Raw genomic sequence first — 16,826 nt, forward strand, 5'->3', positions numbered from 1 at the left:
CCCGCCCCCAACGCGGCCCCGCACCGGGGCAAAACGGACCCTTGACCGGCCCGGAACCGGGCGCAGCTTGTCGGTCAGGCAGGCGCTCAGACAGGCGTCCAGACCCGCGCCGGAGTCCCACCCGTGAAAATCGCCCTGATGACCCATATCCGCCACCCCGTGCGCCCGCCCTTCATGGGTGGCATGGAGGCGCATGGCTGGCACCTCGCGCGCGCGCTCGTGGCGCGCGGTCACGAGGTCACGCTTCTGGCCAGTGGCGACAGCGCCGCCCCGTCGGGGGCGCGACTGCACCCGGTCGTGCCCGAGCACTACGACCGCCGTTACCCGTGGCACGATTTTCACGGCACGGAAGTGCTCAACGCGCATCTCGACGCGGCCTTCGCAGGCGCATGCGACCACGTGGCGAAAGGCGGCTACGACGTCGTGCACAACAACACGCTGCACCGTTTCGTGCCGCGTGTTTCGCGCGCGAAACGTTTGCCGATGGTATCGTCGATGCATGTCCCGCCCTTCGAGGTGCTGCGCCGCGCGATGACCGACAGCGTCGCGCCGTGGCATCTCGTGACCACCTGCTCGACGCGGCAGCTCGGCCGCTGGTGGGAGGTGCCGCCCACCACGGCCCGCGTCGTCGGCAACGGCATCGCGCTTGAGGATTGGCCGTTTTTGCCCTCTGGCGATGGCTCGGCGGTCTGGGCGGGGCGGATCACGCCGACCAAGGGAACGCATCTGGCCGCACAGGCGGCGCGGATCGCGGGCGTGCCCCTGACGCTCTTCGGGGTGATCGAACACCGCGACTACTTCGAGGTAGAGGTGAAACCGCATCTGGGGGGAGATGTCCGATATGGCGGCCACCTCGCGGGGGCCGATCTTGCGCAGGCCTTCGGACGGGCCTCGGCGCTGCTCTTTACACCGCTATGGGACGAACCCTTCGGTCTGGCCGCGATCGAAGCGATGGCTTGCGGGCTGCCGGTCGCGGCGATCGATCAGGGCGCGGTGCGCGAGGTGATCGGTGACAGCGGCGCCTATGCGCCGCCCAACGACCCGGACGCCTTGGCGCGGGCCATTCTGACGGCGATGACGCTGCCCCGCGCGGCGGCACGGGCGCGGGTCGAGGCGCGGTTCTCGATCCGCGCGATGGTGGATGGTTACGAGGCGCTCTATGCCGAGGCGGTCGCGGCGCGCGAGGCGGATTGGCCCAACCTCGCCTATGCGCCGCACCAGCTGCGGATGACCCCGGCGGCGATCGCCGGGGCCTGAGGTCTATTCCGCCGCCACGCGGCTGGCGGATGTCGCGGCGCGGCGGCGCTCGATCTCGCGGATCACCTCGGCCGAGTTGCAATAGGGCCGGTGGCTCTGGTGCCGGGTCAGCTCGAGATCGGCCTCCGAGGGGGCGCGCAGGATTCGGATGCGCTCCTCGTCATGCGCGATCAGCCCCATGAGCGCGAAGGCGTGCAGCCAGTGCCCCATGGTGCGGTGGCCCCATTTCTCGCGGAACAGCTCGGCGTTGCGCACCACGCTTTCGAGATGATGCACTGGGGGCATGTGGTGCGGGTGGTACTGGTGATAGACCCGCGCTCCCTTGGCCCAGCCGATCTTGATGCCCTTCTTGTCGAGCATGCGGCCGAAATCCGTATCTTCGCCGCCATAGCCGTGAAAGCGGGTGTCAAAGCCGCCCGCCTTGCGGAAATCGGCGCGGCGCATGGCGAAGTTGAGCGACCAGAAACAGCGGTAGTCGTTGCAGTCCCGGACGCTTTCGGGCGGTGGGCCCTGCCGGTCGGAATGGCGCTCGGCCACCGCCTCGAAATCGGGATAGTCCCAGCCCTCTTGGTTGACCCCGTCGGGCAGGTACATGACCTCGCCCATCACCAGCCCGTCGAAGGCGGCGAGGTGGCGGCAGTAGTCTGCCACGAAGTCGGGGGCGGGGATGCAATCGACATCGAGGAACAGCAACTCGTCACCCACGGCCTCCTTGGCCGCGAGGTTGCGTGCCTCTGCGAGCGGCAGGCTGTCGCGGATCAGGGCGATCTGTCGGACCGGAAAGGGGGCCTCGGGCAGATCATAGGGTTCGGCCTGCATCCGCACGATCACGAATTCGGCCGGCAGTTCGGTCTGGCGGGCAAGGCCCCGCACGACATTGGCAAGATGGGCGTCGCGCCCGCGGGCGATGGTCAGGACTGAGGCTGTCATAGGGGGCTCCGGAATGTCATTCGGCAACGAGGGCGAAGGGCGCAGCGGCCCCCCAGGCGCGGTGGATCAAGCCTTCGATCCAGGACGCGGCGGCGCGGGCGGCATCGGCGTCGACAAGGGATCGCATGCGCCCGGCATCATGCCCGGCCTGCGCCGCCTCGACCGCGCCGCGCCAGGCGTGGGCCGAGGACGGCAGATGTGGTGTCACATGGGCAAGGCCCGCCTCCGCGAGCGCGCGGGCCTTTTCGTGCTGCTCATCGAAATAGCGCCATTCAGGCACCGCGATCCACGGCACCCCGGCGGCCAGCACCTGATGGCAGGTGGTGTTGCCGGTTGAGGCGATGACGAGATCGGCGCTGGCGATGCGGTCGGGCGCGTCGTCGACCCAGCCGTGATGCGTGAGGTTGCCGGGTTCGGTGGCGTGCCAGTCGCGCTCCACATGGCCGATGCTGTGCCAACTCCAATCGCTCAGGGCGCGCGCGCCGACGCCGATCGGCGCCTGTGCAAAGCCCGACCCGCCGCCGCCCGAGACGACGAGGGCGATCCGCTCATCGGCCTGGATGCCGAGTCGCGCCCGCGCCGCGTCCCGCGCGGGCATCGGCGCGATGCCGAGACCGCCCGCGAAATGGGTCTTGGCGATCATCCAGTCGGGCCAGTCGGGTTGCGCCAAAGCCGCGTGGCAGGGGGCCAGCAGTCCCAGCGCGCCGCGATAGGTCGCGACATGGCCCGGATCGCTGCGGTCGCCATGCTGGACCACCTTCACATGCGGCACCGAGCAGATCCGCGCCAGCTGCGCGATCTCGGCCGAGACGTCGCAGATCATCAGCGCCGGGTCGGCCTCCCGGAACCATTGCGCGATGATCCCCATGGCCTCGCGGATGCCGGGCCAACCGACGGGCGCGCAATGCAGTGTGTCCGGCGTATCGAGATCGGCCAGCCCCTGCGCCTCCGCCCCCGTGGCCTGAAACAGCGAGGGGATGGTGACGATGCGCGCCTGCGGCGGCAGGGGCGGGAAGATGTCGTCGCGGGCGCAGAAGATCACCAGCGGCCGCATGGCGGGCAAGGCATGCGCCAGCGCGGCGCAGCGCTCGGCATGGCCGCGCCCCTGGTGGTGGACGAAGTACCCGATCGGCTTCATTCGGCGGCCATCCGCAATTGCGGCGCCCCCGCCCCGTCGTGCAGCCCGGCCCAGGCCAAGCCGTCGAGAAGGCCCGCCGCATGTGCCAATGGGCTTCGATACAGGCCGGGCCGACGCGGCAGGTGGCACAGATCGCCATCGGCATTGCCCACGACGATGGCGCGACCGGCAGCGCGCAACATGCATTCGTCATTGCCCGAATCGCCTGCCACGACGCAGTGGTCGAGCGTCAGCCCATGGCTCTTGGCCAGATGCGCGACCGCCGCTCCCTTGCCGGCCCGGATTGGTAGCACGTCGATCAACCGCCCATGCGAGGCGATGACCCGCGCCGCGAGACCCGCCATGTCGAGCCGGTTGCGGATGCGCATGGCCTGTCGCGCGTCGCCCAGATAGCCCAGCTTCCAGCGCCGCTGCTCGATTTCGGGCTGGGCCCGGATCGAGGGGTTGTCGAGGGTGTCGCGGATCGCATCGATCCGCCAGTCCGACTCGATTTCCTGTGCCCATGTTTCGTCGAAGACGAGCCGCCCTGTTGCGTCGCGCCGATAGATCTCGGTGCCGACAGAGGTGATGAAGGCGTCGGGTTCTTCGATGTCCCATTCCGCGAGGATGCGCCGCGCCTCGGTAATGGTGCGCCCCGTGGCCACGGCAAAGAGCGCATGGCCCTGCCTGCGCCATTCCGCGAAACCGGTTAGAGCGCCGCGGTCTCCGGTGAGCGTGTTGTCGATGTCGCTGGCAAGGATGCGGGTGGGGGCAGGCAATGGACGCGGTGCCGCGATGCGCGCCATGAGATCGGCCACCCGTGCGGCCCAGGCCGCCCAGGAATAGGCGTCCTCATGATCGGCGGCGGCGGCCCGGCAGCGCGCATGGAGGTCGGCATCGCCAAGAAGCCGCGACAGCGCGGCGCCGAAGGCCGGCGGATCGTTCGGTTCGGCTAATAGCCCGTGCCCGATCCGGGTCACGATGTCCGAGGGGCCGCCATGACAAGTGGCCACCACCGGCAGGCCGGCGGCGGCGGCCTCCAGAATGGTCAGGCCAAAGGGCTCGGTGAAGGCAGGGTTGGCAAAGATGCCGCGCCGGTCGGCGGCGAGGGCATAAAGCCCCGCGAGAGCCGCGGCGTCGTGCTCGGGCGGCAGGGCGACGCGCCCTTCGAGCCCGTGTGTCCGCACCGCGCGTTCGATCCCGGCGATGACCCGGCGCTGTTCGGCGCTGCCCTGCCGTCCGGGACCGCGCAGCCCGGCGAGAATCACGAGGTTGGCGCGTTGGCGCAGGCCCGGCGTGCGGGCATAGGCCTCGACCAGCCCGACAAGGTTCTTCTTTTCCACCGGTCGCGCGACGGCGAGGATCATCGGTTTGTCGGGCGCGCCGAGCCACGGCGCGATCAGCGCGCGGGCCGCGTCGCGGTCAGGGGCAGCAGGCAAAGTGGCGCCGGGGGCGATGCAATGGATACGGGCCGGATCGGCGCCCGGATAGGCGCTGACCTGTCGCTCGGCCTCATCGCGCGACGACACCACGGTGGCGCAGGCCCCGGCGATCGCACGGGTCTCGGCTGCGATCCGGCGGGCCATGCCAGGGGCGGCCATGGCCCCTGCCTTGTCGAGTCCGAGCGAATGTGGCGTGTAGATCACCGGGATGCCGAAACGCGCCCGCGCCGCGAGCGCAACCTTCGCTGCATCGGCGAAATGCGCATGGATCACGTCGGGCTTGCGGACCAGCCCATCGAGATGGGTCAGAAACGCTGCCGTGAAGGCCTCGACCTGTGCCTCCAGCGCCTCCTTGGACAGATAGTCCGCCACCCCGTCGTCGATCCGCAGGATGCCGGATTTCGGCCCCAGCTTCTCGTAGGGCCGCGCATGGGCCGCGCCGAGATCGGGCCGGTCGAACCGCCGCGTGACCACTTCGACATAGTCGATGTCATCGCGCGCCTCGAGCGCATGGGTGGCGGCGAGGACATAGGCGATGTGGCCCCCGGTATCGTCAGTCAGGCCATAGTGGATCGGCGGCGCCTTGAGGCAACCGCCGAGCGCAATTTGCATCACGAACATCGGGGGGATCTTTCGGCAGGGATGTCGGTTTCGCCGCTCAATGCTCCTTGGCGAATATCGGTTCCCTTCATGTTCCGGTGCGTACCCAGGCGGGATTTTTCGGCCAAACGCACTAGGTGCATGTGATCAGCCCGCCCGAGGACAACGCAACCATGCGCCATCGTTATCTTTTCATCGGTGGGTTGCATCGGTCGGGCACGTCGCTGGCCACACGGATCGCGGCCTCGATCGATGGTATCGGTGCGATCTGGAATGCGCCCGTTCCAGAAAATGAAGGCGTCTACCTGCAAGGCGCGATCCCGCATGACGCCCAGTCCGGGGCGCCGGGACGCTTTGCCTTCGATCCCGATCAGCATCTCGTCGACGGCGGGCCTTATGACCGGCTCGACGTGCGCGAACGGATCGAGGCGGATTGGGACCCGTGGTTCCCCCCGACCCCGTGGCGGGTCGAGAAATCGCCAGTGAACCTGCTGCGTAGCCGTCTCTACCAGCAGCTCTTTCCGCTGTCGCAATTCGTCATCGTCACGCGGCATCCGCTGGCGGTGGCGCGCGCGACCGAGAAGTGGAGCAATCTGGGCGAAGCAGATCTGGTGGCGCATTGGGGGCAGGCCTACCGGCTGGCGCTGATGGATGCCCGAAGGCTGCATGCCCGGCTGATCCTGCGCTACGAGGACCTCGTGGCAGATCCCGGCGCGGCGCGGCAGGCGCTCGCGGCGTTTTGCGACAGGCCGGGGGAGGGGCAGAAGGATGCACTGGAAGCCGTACGCGACGGCACTGCCGATTATGACCTGCGCGCAAGGATGCCCTGTCCCGAGGGGGCGCGGGAGGCGATGGCAGCGTTGGGCTATGGCCCAGACGGGGCGGTCCTGCCCTTGTCGGAAGTGGCCGTGACGCATCCCTTGCGGCGGGTGCGCGAGGCGGTGGCCGCGATCTGGCCCCCCTCCCGATGACGGGGATGCTTGAGAAAATCTGCGCCGGGTCTGGAACCTGTCGCGCTTGCCTAGGTTGCCTCTTGGCGACAAGAATGCGGTGCGCGCGACGCGCCACGAGGGGAGATTTCACGACATGACCGATACAGCCGGACCCGCGAAGCGGCCCAAGACGTCACAATTCTGGATCGCGGTGGCCGCCGCGGTGATCGGCTGGATCCTAGTTCTGTGGCTGCTCATCGCCCGCGCCTCGATCGGCGGCGATCTCGAAGAGACGCAGGTCCGGGTCGTCGAGCTTGAGGATCAGGTGGCGATCCAGACCGAGACCATGGGCAGCATCGAGGCGCTGCGCGCGGAGTTCGATCAGATGCGCGTCGAGGAGCAGGAGCTCGAGAACCGCCGCGCCACCATCGAGGCGGAGATCGCTCCTGCCGAAGCGCGGCTGCAGGAGCTGTCCGGTCAGATCGCCACGGCCGAAGCCGATCTCGGTCAGGCACAGGCGCGGACGCAGGCTCTTGAGGAGCAGCTCGCACCGCTGCGCTCGGAGCTTGACAGCATCGAGAGCCGCCGGGCCGACGCGCAGGCGCAGGCCGAAGCCTCCGCCGCCGAGCTGAACGAGGTAACCGAGCGTCTGGAGCAGGCCCGCAATGAGGAGGCCGAGCTGCGCCAGCTCATCGCGACGCTGAGCGCCGAAGCTGCCGACCTGACCGAACAGGTCTCGCAGGCCGAAACCGAGCTCGGTGAGTTGCGGGCCCAGAACACGACCTTGGAAAAGCAGGTGGCCGAGGCGGAGGCACGCGTTGCCGAGCTGACCGAACGCCGCGACGGGCTTGAAACCGAGGTGGCTCAGCTCAGCGAAGAGCAGCAGGCTTTGAGCGGCGACGTCGAGGCCGCGCGCGACCAGCAGCAGCTGCTGCAGCAGGAAGTGGCGCGGCTGGCGCAGAACCTCGCCATGCGGGCCGAGGAACTGGCGCAGATCGAAAGCCGCATTGCCGCCGCATCGTCGCGGCAGGGCATCGCGTCGACCCCTGTCGTACGCCCGCAGGTGACGGACCTGCCGCAGGACGAAGCGACTCGCGACGAGGCGACCGCTCCTGACGCTCAGGCCGAGGCAGAGGCCCCCATCGCTCAGGAGGACGTCGCTCAGGAGGAAACCGCCGCCCCCGTCGTGCCGACCGCCGCCGAAGCCGGTGCGCAGGCGCGTCCGCAGGTGACCGAGCTGCCGCAGGAGGATGCACAGACAGAGACCGAAGCCACGCAACCGGCTCAAGCCTCCGAGGCTGGCGACATTGGCTCGGATGCCGCCGAAGCGTCTGCTCCCGTGGCCGCCGCACCTTCGATCGACGTCTCCGACCCCGCTCTCGGCGAGCAGGCGAACGCAGCGCCTGCCGGTCCTGCCGTGGCCCCGGCCAACAGCGATACCGAAGAGGCAGTCGCCCCAGCCAATGCCATCGAACCAGGCCTTTATACCCTTGGCCCCATCGCGGTGAAGTTCTCGCAGGATGGCCGCTTTTCCATGGCGGGCAGCGATCAGCTGGGCCGGGTCAACGGCGTCTACACGGTCGCCAATGGCATTCTGACGCTCGACCAAGCGCAGGGCGACACGGGGTCGGCGATCTTCCCGATGCGTTGCGACATTTCCGATAGCGGCTCCGGTTTCGCCATCGGCGACAGCGACGGCTCCTGCGCCCTGTTCGAGGGCCGCGAGTTCATCGCCGCCGAATGATGGTCACGCCCGTCCTCTAGATGGATCTGGGTGGCCTCTCGCTCGGGGCCGTTGCCGGCATCTTCGTGATGGCGGCGGCGGCCATTGCCCTGGCGGGCGTGCGCCTTGCGCATGTGGCCGACGCCTTGGCCGATCGCACCGGTATGGGCGAGGTCGTTGCCGGGGCGCTCTTCGTCGGCGCGGCGACCTCGCTGCCCGGCGCCATCACCTCGATCTCGACCGCAGCACAGGGAGCCTCGGGTCTTGCCGTCGGCAACGCGCTGGGCGGGCTCACCGCACAGACCGCCTTCATCGCCGTGGCCGACCTGTTCTACCGTCGCGCCAATCTCGAACATGCCGCCGCCTCTGTCACCGGCCTCGCGCAAGGCGTGCTACTGGTGGCGCTGCTGTCGATCCCGCTCATCGCTTCCGCCGAACCGCAGATCACCTTCTGGGGCGTGCATCCCGCCTCGCTGCTGATCCCGGTGGGTTACGCTCTGGGCCTGCGCCTGCTTGCCCAGATGCATGAGGCCCCGATGTGGCATCCTGTCGAGACCGACGAGACGCGCGAGGAGGTCTCTGAGCCCGACCGCGAGGGCGGCAAGTCCGACACCGGCCTGTGGCTGCGCTTCGCACTCTATGCGGGGGTGACGGCGGTAGCGGGCTGGGTGATCGGCGAGGCGAGCCTCGCGCTCGTGGAGATCACCGGCATGGGCGAGAGCGCGGTGGGCACGGTCTTTGCCGGTGTCGCCAATTCTTTGCCCGAGCTGGTCACCGCCATCGCGGCGGTGCGGATCGGCGCGGTCAGTCTCGCCGTAGGCGATGTGATCGGCGGCAACGCCTTCGAGGTGATGTTCCTGTCGGCGGCGGATTTCTTCGATGACGGGTCGATCTACGCGGCAATTGGCCCGGCCGACCGGTCCACGGCGCTCATCGCCATGCTGATGACCGGTGTGCTGCTTCTGGGAATGCTGCGGCGACAGAAGACCGGACCGGTGCGGATCGGCTTCGAGAGCGTTCTGGTGCTTGGCCTCTATGTGGGGTCCGTGGTGTTGGTGCTTCTTTGACGCGGTCATATTGGAACATTGCGTTGCGCCGCTTGCGCAAACGCGCCACAGAGCCGCACCGTGCTTATCGGGTGTGACAGGGGAGACAGGACCGCATGACACAGTTGCAGACACTATTCGGCTGGATCGGAGACGCCACCTGGGGGTGGGCGCTGATCCCCTTCCTCGTTGTTTTCGGCGGGACCTTCACCCTGATGTCGGGCTTCGTTCAGCTGCGCTATTTCGGGCGCATGTGGGGCGTGCTGTCCGAGGGCGGCAATCGCGCCGGTGGCGTGTCCTCGCGCGAGGCGCTGCTCGTGTCCATCGGCGGCCGCGTCGGCGGCGGCAACATCGCGGGTGTCGCCGTGGCGATCACGCTGGGCGGGCCGGGCGCGGTGTTCTGGATGTGGGTCGTTGCGTTCATCGGCATGGCGACCTCTCTGTTCGAATGCGCGCTGGCGCAACTCTACAAGCGCAGCGAGGATGACGGCACCTTCCGCGGTGGTCCGGCGCAATACATCATTCACGGTCTGGGTGAGCGGTTCACCTGGCTCGCGATGCTCTACGCGGTCTGCCTGCTGGCCTCCTTCGGCCTCGGCTTCTCGGCGTTTCAGGGCAACACCGTCGCCGTGGCGGCGCAGGACAGCCTCGGGCTAGATCCGATCTGGGTCGGCGCGGGGCTTGCTCTCGTCACGCTGATCATCGTGTTCGGCGGCATCAAACGGATCGCGCAGGTCTCGGACGTGGTGATCCCGGTGATGGCACTGGGCTATATCGTGCTCGCTCTGGCCGTGATCGTGCTCAACATCACGGAGGTTCCGGCGGCGCTGTGGACCATCGTGGCTAACGCGGTGGGCCTCGAGGAAGCGGTCGGCGGCGGTGTCGGCGCGGCGGTGGCCCAAGGCATGCGGCGCGGCCTCTTCTCGAACGAGGCGGGCCTCGGCTCGGCTCCGAACGTGGCAGCGGCGGCGGCGGTGCCGCACCCGATCAGCCAAGGCATCGTGCAGTCGCTGTCGGTGTTCATCGACACCATCATCATCTGCACCTGCACCGCGATGGTGATCCTTCTGGGCGATGTCTACGTGCCCGGTGCCACCGAGGTGGACGGCGTCGCGTTGACGCAGCAGAGCCTCGTCGATCATCTGGGCGCTTGGTCGCAGTACTTCCTGACCGGCGCGGTGCTGCTCTTCGCCTTCTCCTCGATCATCTACAACTACTACCTCGGCGAGACGGCGCTTTCGGTCCTCTCGGACACCAGGATCGCCCGGCTTCTGCTGCGTCTCGCGGTGCCGCTGGTGGTGTTCCTCGGCGCGGCGGCCCCGGGTGCAACGGCCGTGTTCTTCTTCTCGGACCCGCTGATGGGGCTTTTGGCGCTGGTCAACCTGCTGGCGCTGGCGATGCTGTTCCCGGTCGGGCTGCGGCTTCTGGACGACTACCGCCGCCAGCTGCGCGCGGGCGCGGTGGAGCCGGTGCTGGAGATCGCGGACTATGCCGATCTCGACATCGACCGCGGGGCATGGGCCAACCCGGCGCTGACCCGGCCCCTGGGCTGAGGGTCGCACGCCAGACGACAAGACAGGGGGGGCTTCGTGGCCCCCCTTTTCACGTCAGGTATCGGTTTCGAACCCGGTGGGCGGATTCTCACGGCCCGGACGCGATTTGTAGGCGGGCATCGACCAGCCCCGCCAGAGCGCCAGCATCCGCAGCACGAAGGCCGCGCCGAAGCCCGCCAGCGCCGCCGCCTCGCGACCCGCCCCCGCGACTTCGAGCGCCGCGCAGGCCGCCGCGCCCAGCATCGAGGCCGCGACATAGATCTCGCGGCGCAGGATCACCGAGGGCTCTTGGCCCAGCGTGTCACGGATGATGCCGCCGACATTGGCGGTGATCACGCCCATGGCGATCGCCACCGTGACCCCGGCCCCCGCATCGAGCGCCTTGAGCGTGCCTACCACGCTCACCAGCGCCATGCCGAAGGCGTCGAGCCACAGGATGTAGCGGTAACGGTATTCGATCAGATGCGCCGCGAAATGCACCGCGATAGCGGTGGCGATGCAGACCAGCACGGTGGTCGGATCCTCGACCCAGAACACAGGCAGCCCGAGCAGCAGGTCGCGCAGCGTGCCACCGCCGACGCCGGTGATGACCCCGAACCAGACGAAGCCGAGGATGTCGAGTTCCTTGCGCGAGGCGACCAGCGCGCCGGTCGCGGCGAAGGAGACGGCTGCGATGAGATCGAGCGCCGCGAGAAACGGCGCGAGGGGCAGGTCCATGGCGGGGAGCTCCGGCGGTGGGGCGAGAGCGCCCTCCTATCCGTCGGCGCGGATCTGTCAACCGGAACGATCCCGCCGGGGGAACGCCCCCTCGGAGAGATCAGGCGGCGATGGAGGCGTAGCTGTCGCGCAGCCGTACCAGATCCTCGACCCGGCCGGACATCATCAGCTGCAGCGGGCTGCGATCGCCAAGCTGGCGCTGACGCGCGCGGATCCAGTCGGCAGCACCGAGACCGACACAGGCCGGGCGGGTGGCGATATGGATATCACGAAGCAGTGCCATGCGGCGCAGGCGTTCGCGATCGACGATCTCGACCTGTCCCGCGCACCAGCGACGCCAGCTTTCGGGCTGCATGCCGCCCAGAATCGCCACCATCTGTGCGTCGCGCAGCTCCCAGACGCGGGCCAGCAGGATGGCGGTGCGCACGAGTGGACCGGTTTCGGAAGGGCTGACGGGACGTTCCGGGGCCTGCACGGACTGGACGGCTGCGAACAAGGGCGATCTCCTCTGGCTCTCCCTCCGATATAACAGAGTCGCCCAAAAGGATCAGAAGCGGTTCCCGAAAAGACGAGCCGTCAGCAATTTCCTGCCGATTGTTCCGCTGCGTCCTCGGTTGCCTTCGCCTCGGCGGCAGCGACGGCGCTCGCCACGCGACCCGAGACATGTTCCATGAAGATGCGGATCTTGGGGTCCTGCAGCCGCCGATGCGTGAAGAGGCAGGCCATCTGTACCGGCAGCGGCGGCGTCGCGGCGCAGACCGGGACGAGACGCCCGGCCGCGAGATGCTCCGCGATCTCGAACACCGGTTTCATCGCGATGCCCGCCCCTTCGAGCGCCCAAGCGGTCAGCACGTCGCCATCGTCGCATTCGAGGCGGCCCCTGACCGGATAGGGCCGGGGGCCTTGCGGTGTCCTCAGCGTCCAGCGGAACTCCGTGGCGCCGGGAAAGCGCAGGTTGAGGCAGTCATGCCCCGCCGCCACCAGATCGTTGCCATCGCGGGGTGCGCCGTGCCGGTCGATATAGGCCGGTGCCGCGCAGAGCACGCGCGCGCAGGTCGCGATCTGGCGGATCGTCAGATCGCTGTCGGCGGGATGGCCGAGGAAGAACCGCAGATCGATCGCCTCGGCGGCCAGATCGATCATCCGGTCCGACAGCCGCAGCCGCAGATCGATGCGTGGATAGGCCTGCGCGAAGCCAGGAAGCAGCGGCGCGATCAGCCGCCGGCCCACCCCCAGAGGCGCCGCGACATGGATCGTGCCGCGCGGGGTCTCGGTGATTTCCGAGACCAGCGCCTCGGCCTCCTCGACCTTTTCGAGCACCGCGCGCGCGCCATCATAGAAGCTGCGGCCCTGCTCGGTGGGGGCGAGGCTGCGGGTGGTGCGCTGGAACAGGCGCACGCCCAGATGCGTCTCGAGCTGACCTATGCGGGCCGAGGCGACGGCGGCCGAGATCCGCATGTCGCGCCCGGCGGCAGACATCGAGCCCAGCTCGTAGACCCGGACGAAGGTGCGGATGTTGTCGAGATAGGCCAAGGGGGCTCCGTCGCTGCCGCTCCTCGTTACCCTGCCGCGGCGCTTGGTGCCAGAGCGGGCGCCGCGTCCGGGGCCGCAAGGCCGCCCATCCGGCGCAGGTGACCTAGCACCTCGTCTATGCCGCCCCCATGGCGCAGCGCGCAGAAGGTGAAGGGCCGGCCTGCGCGCATCCGGGCTGCGTCGCGCTCCATCACCTCGAGCGAGGCGCCGACATGCGGCGCAAGGTCGGTCTTGTTGATGACCAGAAGATCCGACCGGGTGATGGCGGGACCGCCCTTGCGCGGGATCTCCTCGCCTGCGGCCACGTCGATGACATAGACGGTGACGTCCGCCAGTTCGGGCGAGAAGGTCGCCGAGAGATTGTCGCCGCCCGATTCGATCAGCACCACCTCGACCCCTGGATGCCGCCGTTCGAGTTCCGCCACGGCGGCGAGGTTGAGGCTTGCATCCTCGCGGATCGCGGTGTGCGGGCAGCCGCCCGTTTCAACGCCGATCACCCGGTCGCCGGGCAGGATCTGCATCCGCATCAGGGCCTCGGCGTCCTCTTGGGTGTAGATGTCATTGGTGATGACGCCGATGGAGTGATCGGGCGCAAGGGCGCGGGCCAGAGCGGCAGTGAGCGTCGTCTTTCCAGCGCCGACGGGGCCGCCGATGCCGATGCGCAGGGGGCCGTTCATGGAGGTCGTGCTCATGTGGCGAATATCCTCGGTTGCAGGGTCTCGTGGCGCATCGACGCGATGTCACCCATGAAGGTCGTGGAGGAGAGATCGTCGAGCGTGCCGTGCTCGGTCTCCTCGGCGATGCGGGCGCAGGGGGGCGCGAGGGCGGATTGCAGTCTTTGGCCTTCGGTCTGGCCCAGCGGCATCAGGCGTTGCGCCGCCGTGACGAGATTGGCGGCGAAGGCTTGGAGGTAGAGCGCGCAAGTGGGCCGTAGCGGCAACACATGGCGCGCCGCTGCCGCGCCGATGGCGACAGGATAGCTCAGCGGCGCATCCGGGCCGCCCAAGACGATGGCCTCGGTGCGCGCGAAGGCCGCGCCCTGCCGCTCGGTCTCGATCACCCTTTCGCGGCTCGCGGCAAAGGCGCGGGCGGCGGCGTCGGTCCGTGCGGTGTCGTCCGGGTCGCGATAGGCCGCAACGAGCAGCAGCGCGTCGTTGCGGCCTGCGCCATGCTCCAACGTGTCCCGCAGCCAGTCCTCGAGCGTGGCGCGATCCCGCACGTTTTCTTCGGCGATGGCCTGCTCCAGCCCGTGCGAATAGGCGAAGGCCCCGACCGGGTAGCCCGGCGACAGCCAGCGCATCAGCATCAGGGCCTGATGATCAGTGAGCATGAGCGGTGGCGACATGGTCGTGGGCATGGGTGCGGCCATGGCCATAGGCCCCGCCCTCGGGCGTGAAGGGCCTGGTCACGTCGCGCAACTCCGCGCCCAGATGCGCCAGCATATGCGCGATCACGTGGTCGCGGCGGATCACGAGGCAATCAGGACGGATCTCGCAGGGGGTGTGGCGGTTGCCGACATGCCAAGCGAGACGGACGAGGTCGCCGCGCGCCTCGGTCAGTGGCTCTGGCGCGGCCTCGATCGCGACGTGGCTGCCGTCCGACAGTTCCAGCGCATCGCCTGCGTCGAGCGATGTGGTCTGCGCGAGATCGACGAGGAAGGGACGGCCCGATGCCGTTTCCAGCCGCTTGCGGCGCAAAAAACGGCCCTCGTAATCGAGCGCGCAGGTCTCGGCGGGGCCGGACCAGTCACCCTTGCGGTGCAAGTGCCGGGCAGTGGGAAGATCGATCATGGTTATCCTCAGAACAGGAAGTAGCGCTGTGCCATCGGCAGCACCTCGGCAGGCTCGCAGGTGAGCAGCACGCCGTCGGCGCGCACTTCGTAGGTCTCGGGGTGCACCTCGACGCTGGGCAGCGCGTCGTTGAGCTTCAGGTCGCGCTTGGTGACGTGTCGCGTGTCCTCGATCGCCACCGTCTGCTTGGCGAGGCCGATCTTGTCGCGCAGCCCGTCCTCCTGCGCCGCCTTGGACACGAAGGTGACGCCCGCATGTTCCACTGCGCGGCCATAGGCGCCAAACATCGGGCGCAGATGCACCGGCTGCGGCGTCGGGATCGAGGCGTTGGGATCGCCCATCTGCGCCATTACGATCTGACCACCCAAGAGCACCATCTCGGGCTTCACCCCGAAGAAGGCGGGATGCCACAGCACCAGATCCGCGCGCTTGCCCGGCTCGATCGAGCCGATCTCGCGCGCCAGACCATGCGCCAGCGCCGGGTTGATGGTGTATTTCGCGATATAGCGGCGGGCGCGGAAGTTGTCGTTCTCGCCGGTCTCTTCCGCCAGACGCCCGCGCTGGCGCTTCATCTTGTCGGCGGTCTGCCATGTGCGGATCAGCACCTCACCGACGCGGCCCATCGCCTGGCTGTCGCTTGCGATGATCGAGAAGGCGCCCATGTCGTGCAGAATGTCCTCGGCGGCGATGGTCTCGCGCCGGATCCGGCTCTCGGCAAAGGCGATGTCCTCGGGCACCCGCTTGTCGAGGTGGTGGCAGACCATCAACATGTCGAGATGCTCCTCGACCGTGTTGACGGTGAAGGGGCGCGTGGGGTTGGTCGAGGCGGGCAGGACCGACATCTCGCCGCAGATCTTGATGATGTCGGGCGCGTGGCCGCCGCCCGCGCCCTCGGTGTGAAAGGCGTGGATGGTGCGCCCGGCGATGGCCTTCACCGTGTTCTCCACGAAGCCCGCCTCGTTCAGCGTGTCGGTGTGGATCATCACCTGCACGCCGGTCTCGTCGGCCACCCTTAGGCAACAGTCGATGGCGGCAGGGGTCGTGCCCCAATCCTCATGCAGCTTGAGCGCGCAGGCGCCCGCGAGGATCTGCTCGTGCAGCGCGCCGGGCAGGCTCGCGTTGCCCTTGCCCGCGAAGGCGAGGTTCATCGGGAAGGCATCGGCCGATTGCAGCATCCGGGTCATGTGCCACGGCCCCGGCGTGCAGGTGGTGGCGAGCGTGCCATGCGCGGGCCCGGTGCCGCCGCCGAGCATGGTGGTGACGCCCGAGGCCAAGGCCTCCTCGATCTGCTGCGGGCAGATGTAGTGGATATGGCTGTCCATGCCGCCCGCCGTCAGGATGCGCCCCTCGCCCGCGATCACCTCGGTGCCGGGGCCTGCCACGATGTCGACGCCGGGCTGGGTGTCGGGGTTGCCCGCCTTGCCGATGGCGTGGATGCGCCCGTCGCGCAGGCCGACATCGGCCTTGTAGATGCCGGTGTGGTCGAGGATCAGCGCGTTGGTGATCAGCGTGTCGACCGCGCCTTCGGCGCGCGTCCGCTGGCTCTGGCCCATGCCGTCGCGGATCGTCTTGCCACCGCCGAACTTCACCTCCTCTCCATAGGTCGTGAGGTCGCGCTCGACCTCGATCACGAGGTCGGTGTCGGCAAGGCGCAGCCGGTCGCCGGTGGTGGGGCCGTACATGTTGGCATAGTCGCCGCGGGGAATGCGCGTGGCCATCAGAGGTCTCCCATCACGTTGCCCTGAAAGCCGAAGATCCGCCGGTCGCCACCGATCTCGATCAGCCGCACCTCGCGGCGCTGGCCCGGCTCGAAGCGTACCGCCGTGCCGCTGGCGATGTCGAGGCGGCGGCCATGCGCGGCGTTGCGGTCGAAATCGAGGCCGGGATTGGCTTCGGCAAAGTGGAAATGGCTGCCGACCTGCACGGGCCGGTCGCCGGTGTTGGCGACCATCAGGGTGATCGCCTCGGATCCTGCGTTCAGCTCGATCTCGCCGTCTCGCGGCATCAGCTCTCCGGGGATCATGCGCGCAGACCCCGCAGGATCGCGGCGGCGAGCAGTGCGAGGCCGAGGAGCGGCCCGGCCCAGCCCGCGTGCTGATGCGCAGAACCCGCATGGGCCAGCGCCGGGGCGGGAAGGACAAGCGGGGTGGCGAAGAGAATGCGGGTCATCTGTCGTCCTTTCGGCG

The 16,826-nt window shown here is 68.7% G+C and carries 17 protein-coding genes; 5 read left to right on the forward strand and 12 right to left on the reverse strand.

Going from position 1 to position 16,826, the window contains the following annotated elements:
* Positions 1 to 123: 123 nt before the first annotated feature.
* Complete coding sequence (locus ACJASC_RS13905) at positions 124 to 1,257, forward strand: glycosyltransferase (protein ID WP_415146539.1); 1,134 nt, start codon at positions 124 to 126, stop codon at positions 1,255 to 1,257.
* 3 nt (positions 1,258 to 1,260) lie between these two features.
* Here the strand turns inward: ACJASC_RS13905 and ACJASC_RS13910 are convergent, their stop codons facing one another.
* From ACJASC_RS13910 to ACJASC_RS13920, 3 genes are read right to left on the reverse strand one after another with little or no spacing between them, the layout of a single operon-like run.
* On the reverse strand, positions 1,261 to 2,187 hold the full coding sequence (locus ACJASC_RS13910; protein WP_415146540.1) for a glycosyltransferase family 2 protein: 927 nt from the start codon (positions 2,185 to 2,187) through the stop codon (positions 1,261 to 1,263).
* A gap of 16 nt (positions 2,188 to 2,203) precedes the next feature.
* Positions 2,204 to 3,325, reverse strand: coding sequence for a glycosyltransferase (locus tag ACJASC_RS13915; RefSeq protein ID WP_415146541.1), 1,122 nt, complete (start codon positions 3,323 to 3,325; stop codon positions 2,204 to 2,206).
* Positions 3,322 to 5,367, reverse strand: coding sequence for an HAD-IIB family hydrolase (locus tag ACJASC_RS13920; protein ID WP_415146542.1), 2,046 nt, complete (start codon positions 5,365 to 5,367; stop codon positions 3,322 to 3,324). The genes ACJASC_RS13915 and ACJASC_RS13920 overlap by 4 nt, the downstream gene beginning before the upstream one ends.
* 152 nt (positions 5,368 to 5,519) lie before the next feature.
* Between ACJASC_RS13920 and ACJASC_RS13925 the strand changes: the two genes are divergently transcribed.
* From ACJASC_RS13925 to ACJASC_RS13940, 4 genes are all read left to right on the forward strand, one after another.
* Entirely contained in the window at positions 5,520 to 6,317 is a 798-nt protein-coding gene (locus tag ACJASC_RS13925) for a sulfotransferase family protein (RefSeq protein WP_415146543.1), read from the forward strand.
* Positions 6,318 to 6,432: 115 nt separating this feature from the next.
* A complete protein-coding gene (locus ACJASC_RS13930; protein WP_415146544.1) occupies positions 6,433 to 8,022 on the forward strand; it encodes a coiled-coil domain-containing protein in 1,590 nt (529 codons plus the stop codon).
* Between the two features lie 20 nt (positions 8,023 to 8,042).
* A complete protein-coding gene (locus ACJASC_RS13935; protein WP_415146545.1) occupies positions 8,043 to 9,068 on the forward strand; it encodes a sodium:calcium antiporter in 1,026 nt (341 codons plus the stop codon).
* A 95-nt stretch (positions 9,069 to 9,163) separates the two neighbouring features.
* A complete protein-coding gene (locus ACJASC_RS13940) occupies positions 9,164 to 10,600 on the forward strand; it encodes an alanine/glycine:cation symporter family protein (protein ID WP_415146546.1) in 1,437 nt (478 codons plus the stop codon).
* Positions 10,601 to 10,654: 54 nt separating this feature from the next.
* On the opposite strand, the gene ACJASC_RS13945 is transcribed toward ACJASC_RS13940, so the two are convergent.
* The 9 genes from ACJASC_RS13945 to ACJASC_RS13985 all read right to left on the reverse strand — a co-directional run bounded on the left by ACJASC_RS13945 (position 10,655) and on the right by ACJASC_RS13985 (position 16,809).
* Positions 10,655 to 11,317 carry a trimeric intracellular cation channel family protein gene (locus ACJASC_RS13945; RefSeq protein ID WP_415146547.1) on the reverse strand — a complete coding sequence of 221 codons (663 nt, stop codon included), beginning with the start codon at positions 11,315 to 11,317 and terminating at the stop codon, positions 10,655 to 10,657.
* Between the two features lie 100 nt (positions 11,318 to 11,417).
* Positions 11,418 to 11,813, reverse strand: a complete 396-nt coding sequence (locus tag ACJASC_RS13950; protein ID WP_415146548.1) for a hypothetical protein — start codon at positions 11,811 to 11,813, stop codon at positions 11,418 to 11,420.
* An 80-nt stretch (positions 11,814 to 11,893) separates the two neighbouring features.
* Complete coding sequence (locus ACJASC_RS13955) at positions 11,894 to 12,850, reverse strand: LysR family transcriptional regulator (RefSeq protein ID WP_415146549.1); 957 nt, start codon at positions 12,848 to 12,850, stop codon at positions 11,894 to 11,896.
* A 26-nt stretch (positions 12,851 to 12,876) separates the two neighbouring features.
* The gene (ureG, locus tag ACJASC_RS13960; RefSeq protein ID WP_415146550.1) at positions 12,877 to 13,542 is read right to left on the reverse strand and encodes an urease accessory protein UreG; all 666 of its coding nucleotides are present in this window, start codon (positions 13,540 to 13,542) and stop codon (positions 12,877 to 12,879) included.
* Positions 13,539 to 14,195: an urease accessory protein UreF gene (locus ACJASC_RS13965; protein ID WP_415146551.1), complete on the reverse strand. Its 657-nt coding sequence runs from the start codon at positions 14,193 to 14,195 to the stop codon at positions 13,539 to 13,541. The genes ureG and ACJASC_RS13965 overlap by 4 nt, the downstream gene beginning before the upstream one ends.
* Positions 14,170 to 14,640 (reverse strand): urease accessory protein UreE, encoded by a 471-nt coding sequence (locus ACJASC_RS13970; protein WP_415146552.1) that lies wholly within the window; start codon positions 14,638 to 14,640, stop codon positions 14,170 to 14,172. The genes ACJASC_RS13965 and ACJASC_RS13970 overlap by 26 nt, the downstream gene beginning before the upstream one ends.
* An 8-nt stretch (positions 14,641 to 14,648) precedes the next feature.
* The gene (gene ureC / locus ACJASC_RS13975; RefSeq protein WP_021693300.1) at positions 14,649 to 16,358 is read right to left on the reverse strand and encodes an urease subunit alpha; all 1,710 of its coding nucleotides are present in this window, start codon (positions 16,356 to 16,358) and stop codon (positions 14,649 to 14,651) included.
* Positions 16,358 to 16,663: an urease subunit beta gene (locus ACJASC_RS13980; protein ID WP_021693299.1), complete on the reverse strand. Its 306-nt coding sequence runs from the start codon at positions 16,661 to 16,663 to the stop codon at positions 16,358 to 16,360. The genes ureC and ACJASC_RS13980 overlap by 1 nt, the downstream gene beginning before the upstream one ends.
* Positions 16,660 to 16,809: a hypothetical protein gene (locus ACJASC_RS13985; protein WP_021693298.1), complete on the reverse strand. Its 150-nt coding sequence runs from the start codon at positions 16,807 to 16,809 to the stop codon at positions 16,660 to 16,662. Before ACJASC_RS13985 ends, ACJASC_RS13980 begins: the two co-directional genes overlap by 4 nt.
* Between the last annotated feature and the right edge of the window lie 17 nt (positions 16,810 to 16,826).

This window comes from Limimaricola cinnabarinus (genome assembly GCF_047631075.1).
In the GTDB taxonomy this organism is placed as follows: domain Bacteria; phylum Pseudomonadota; class Alphaproteobacteria; order Rhodobacterales; family Rhodobacteraceae; genus Limimaricola; species Limimaricola cinnabarinus.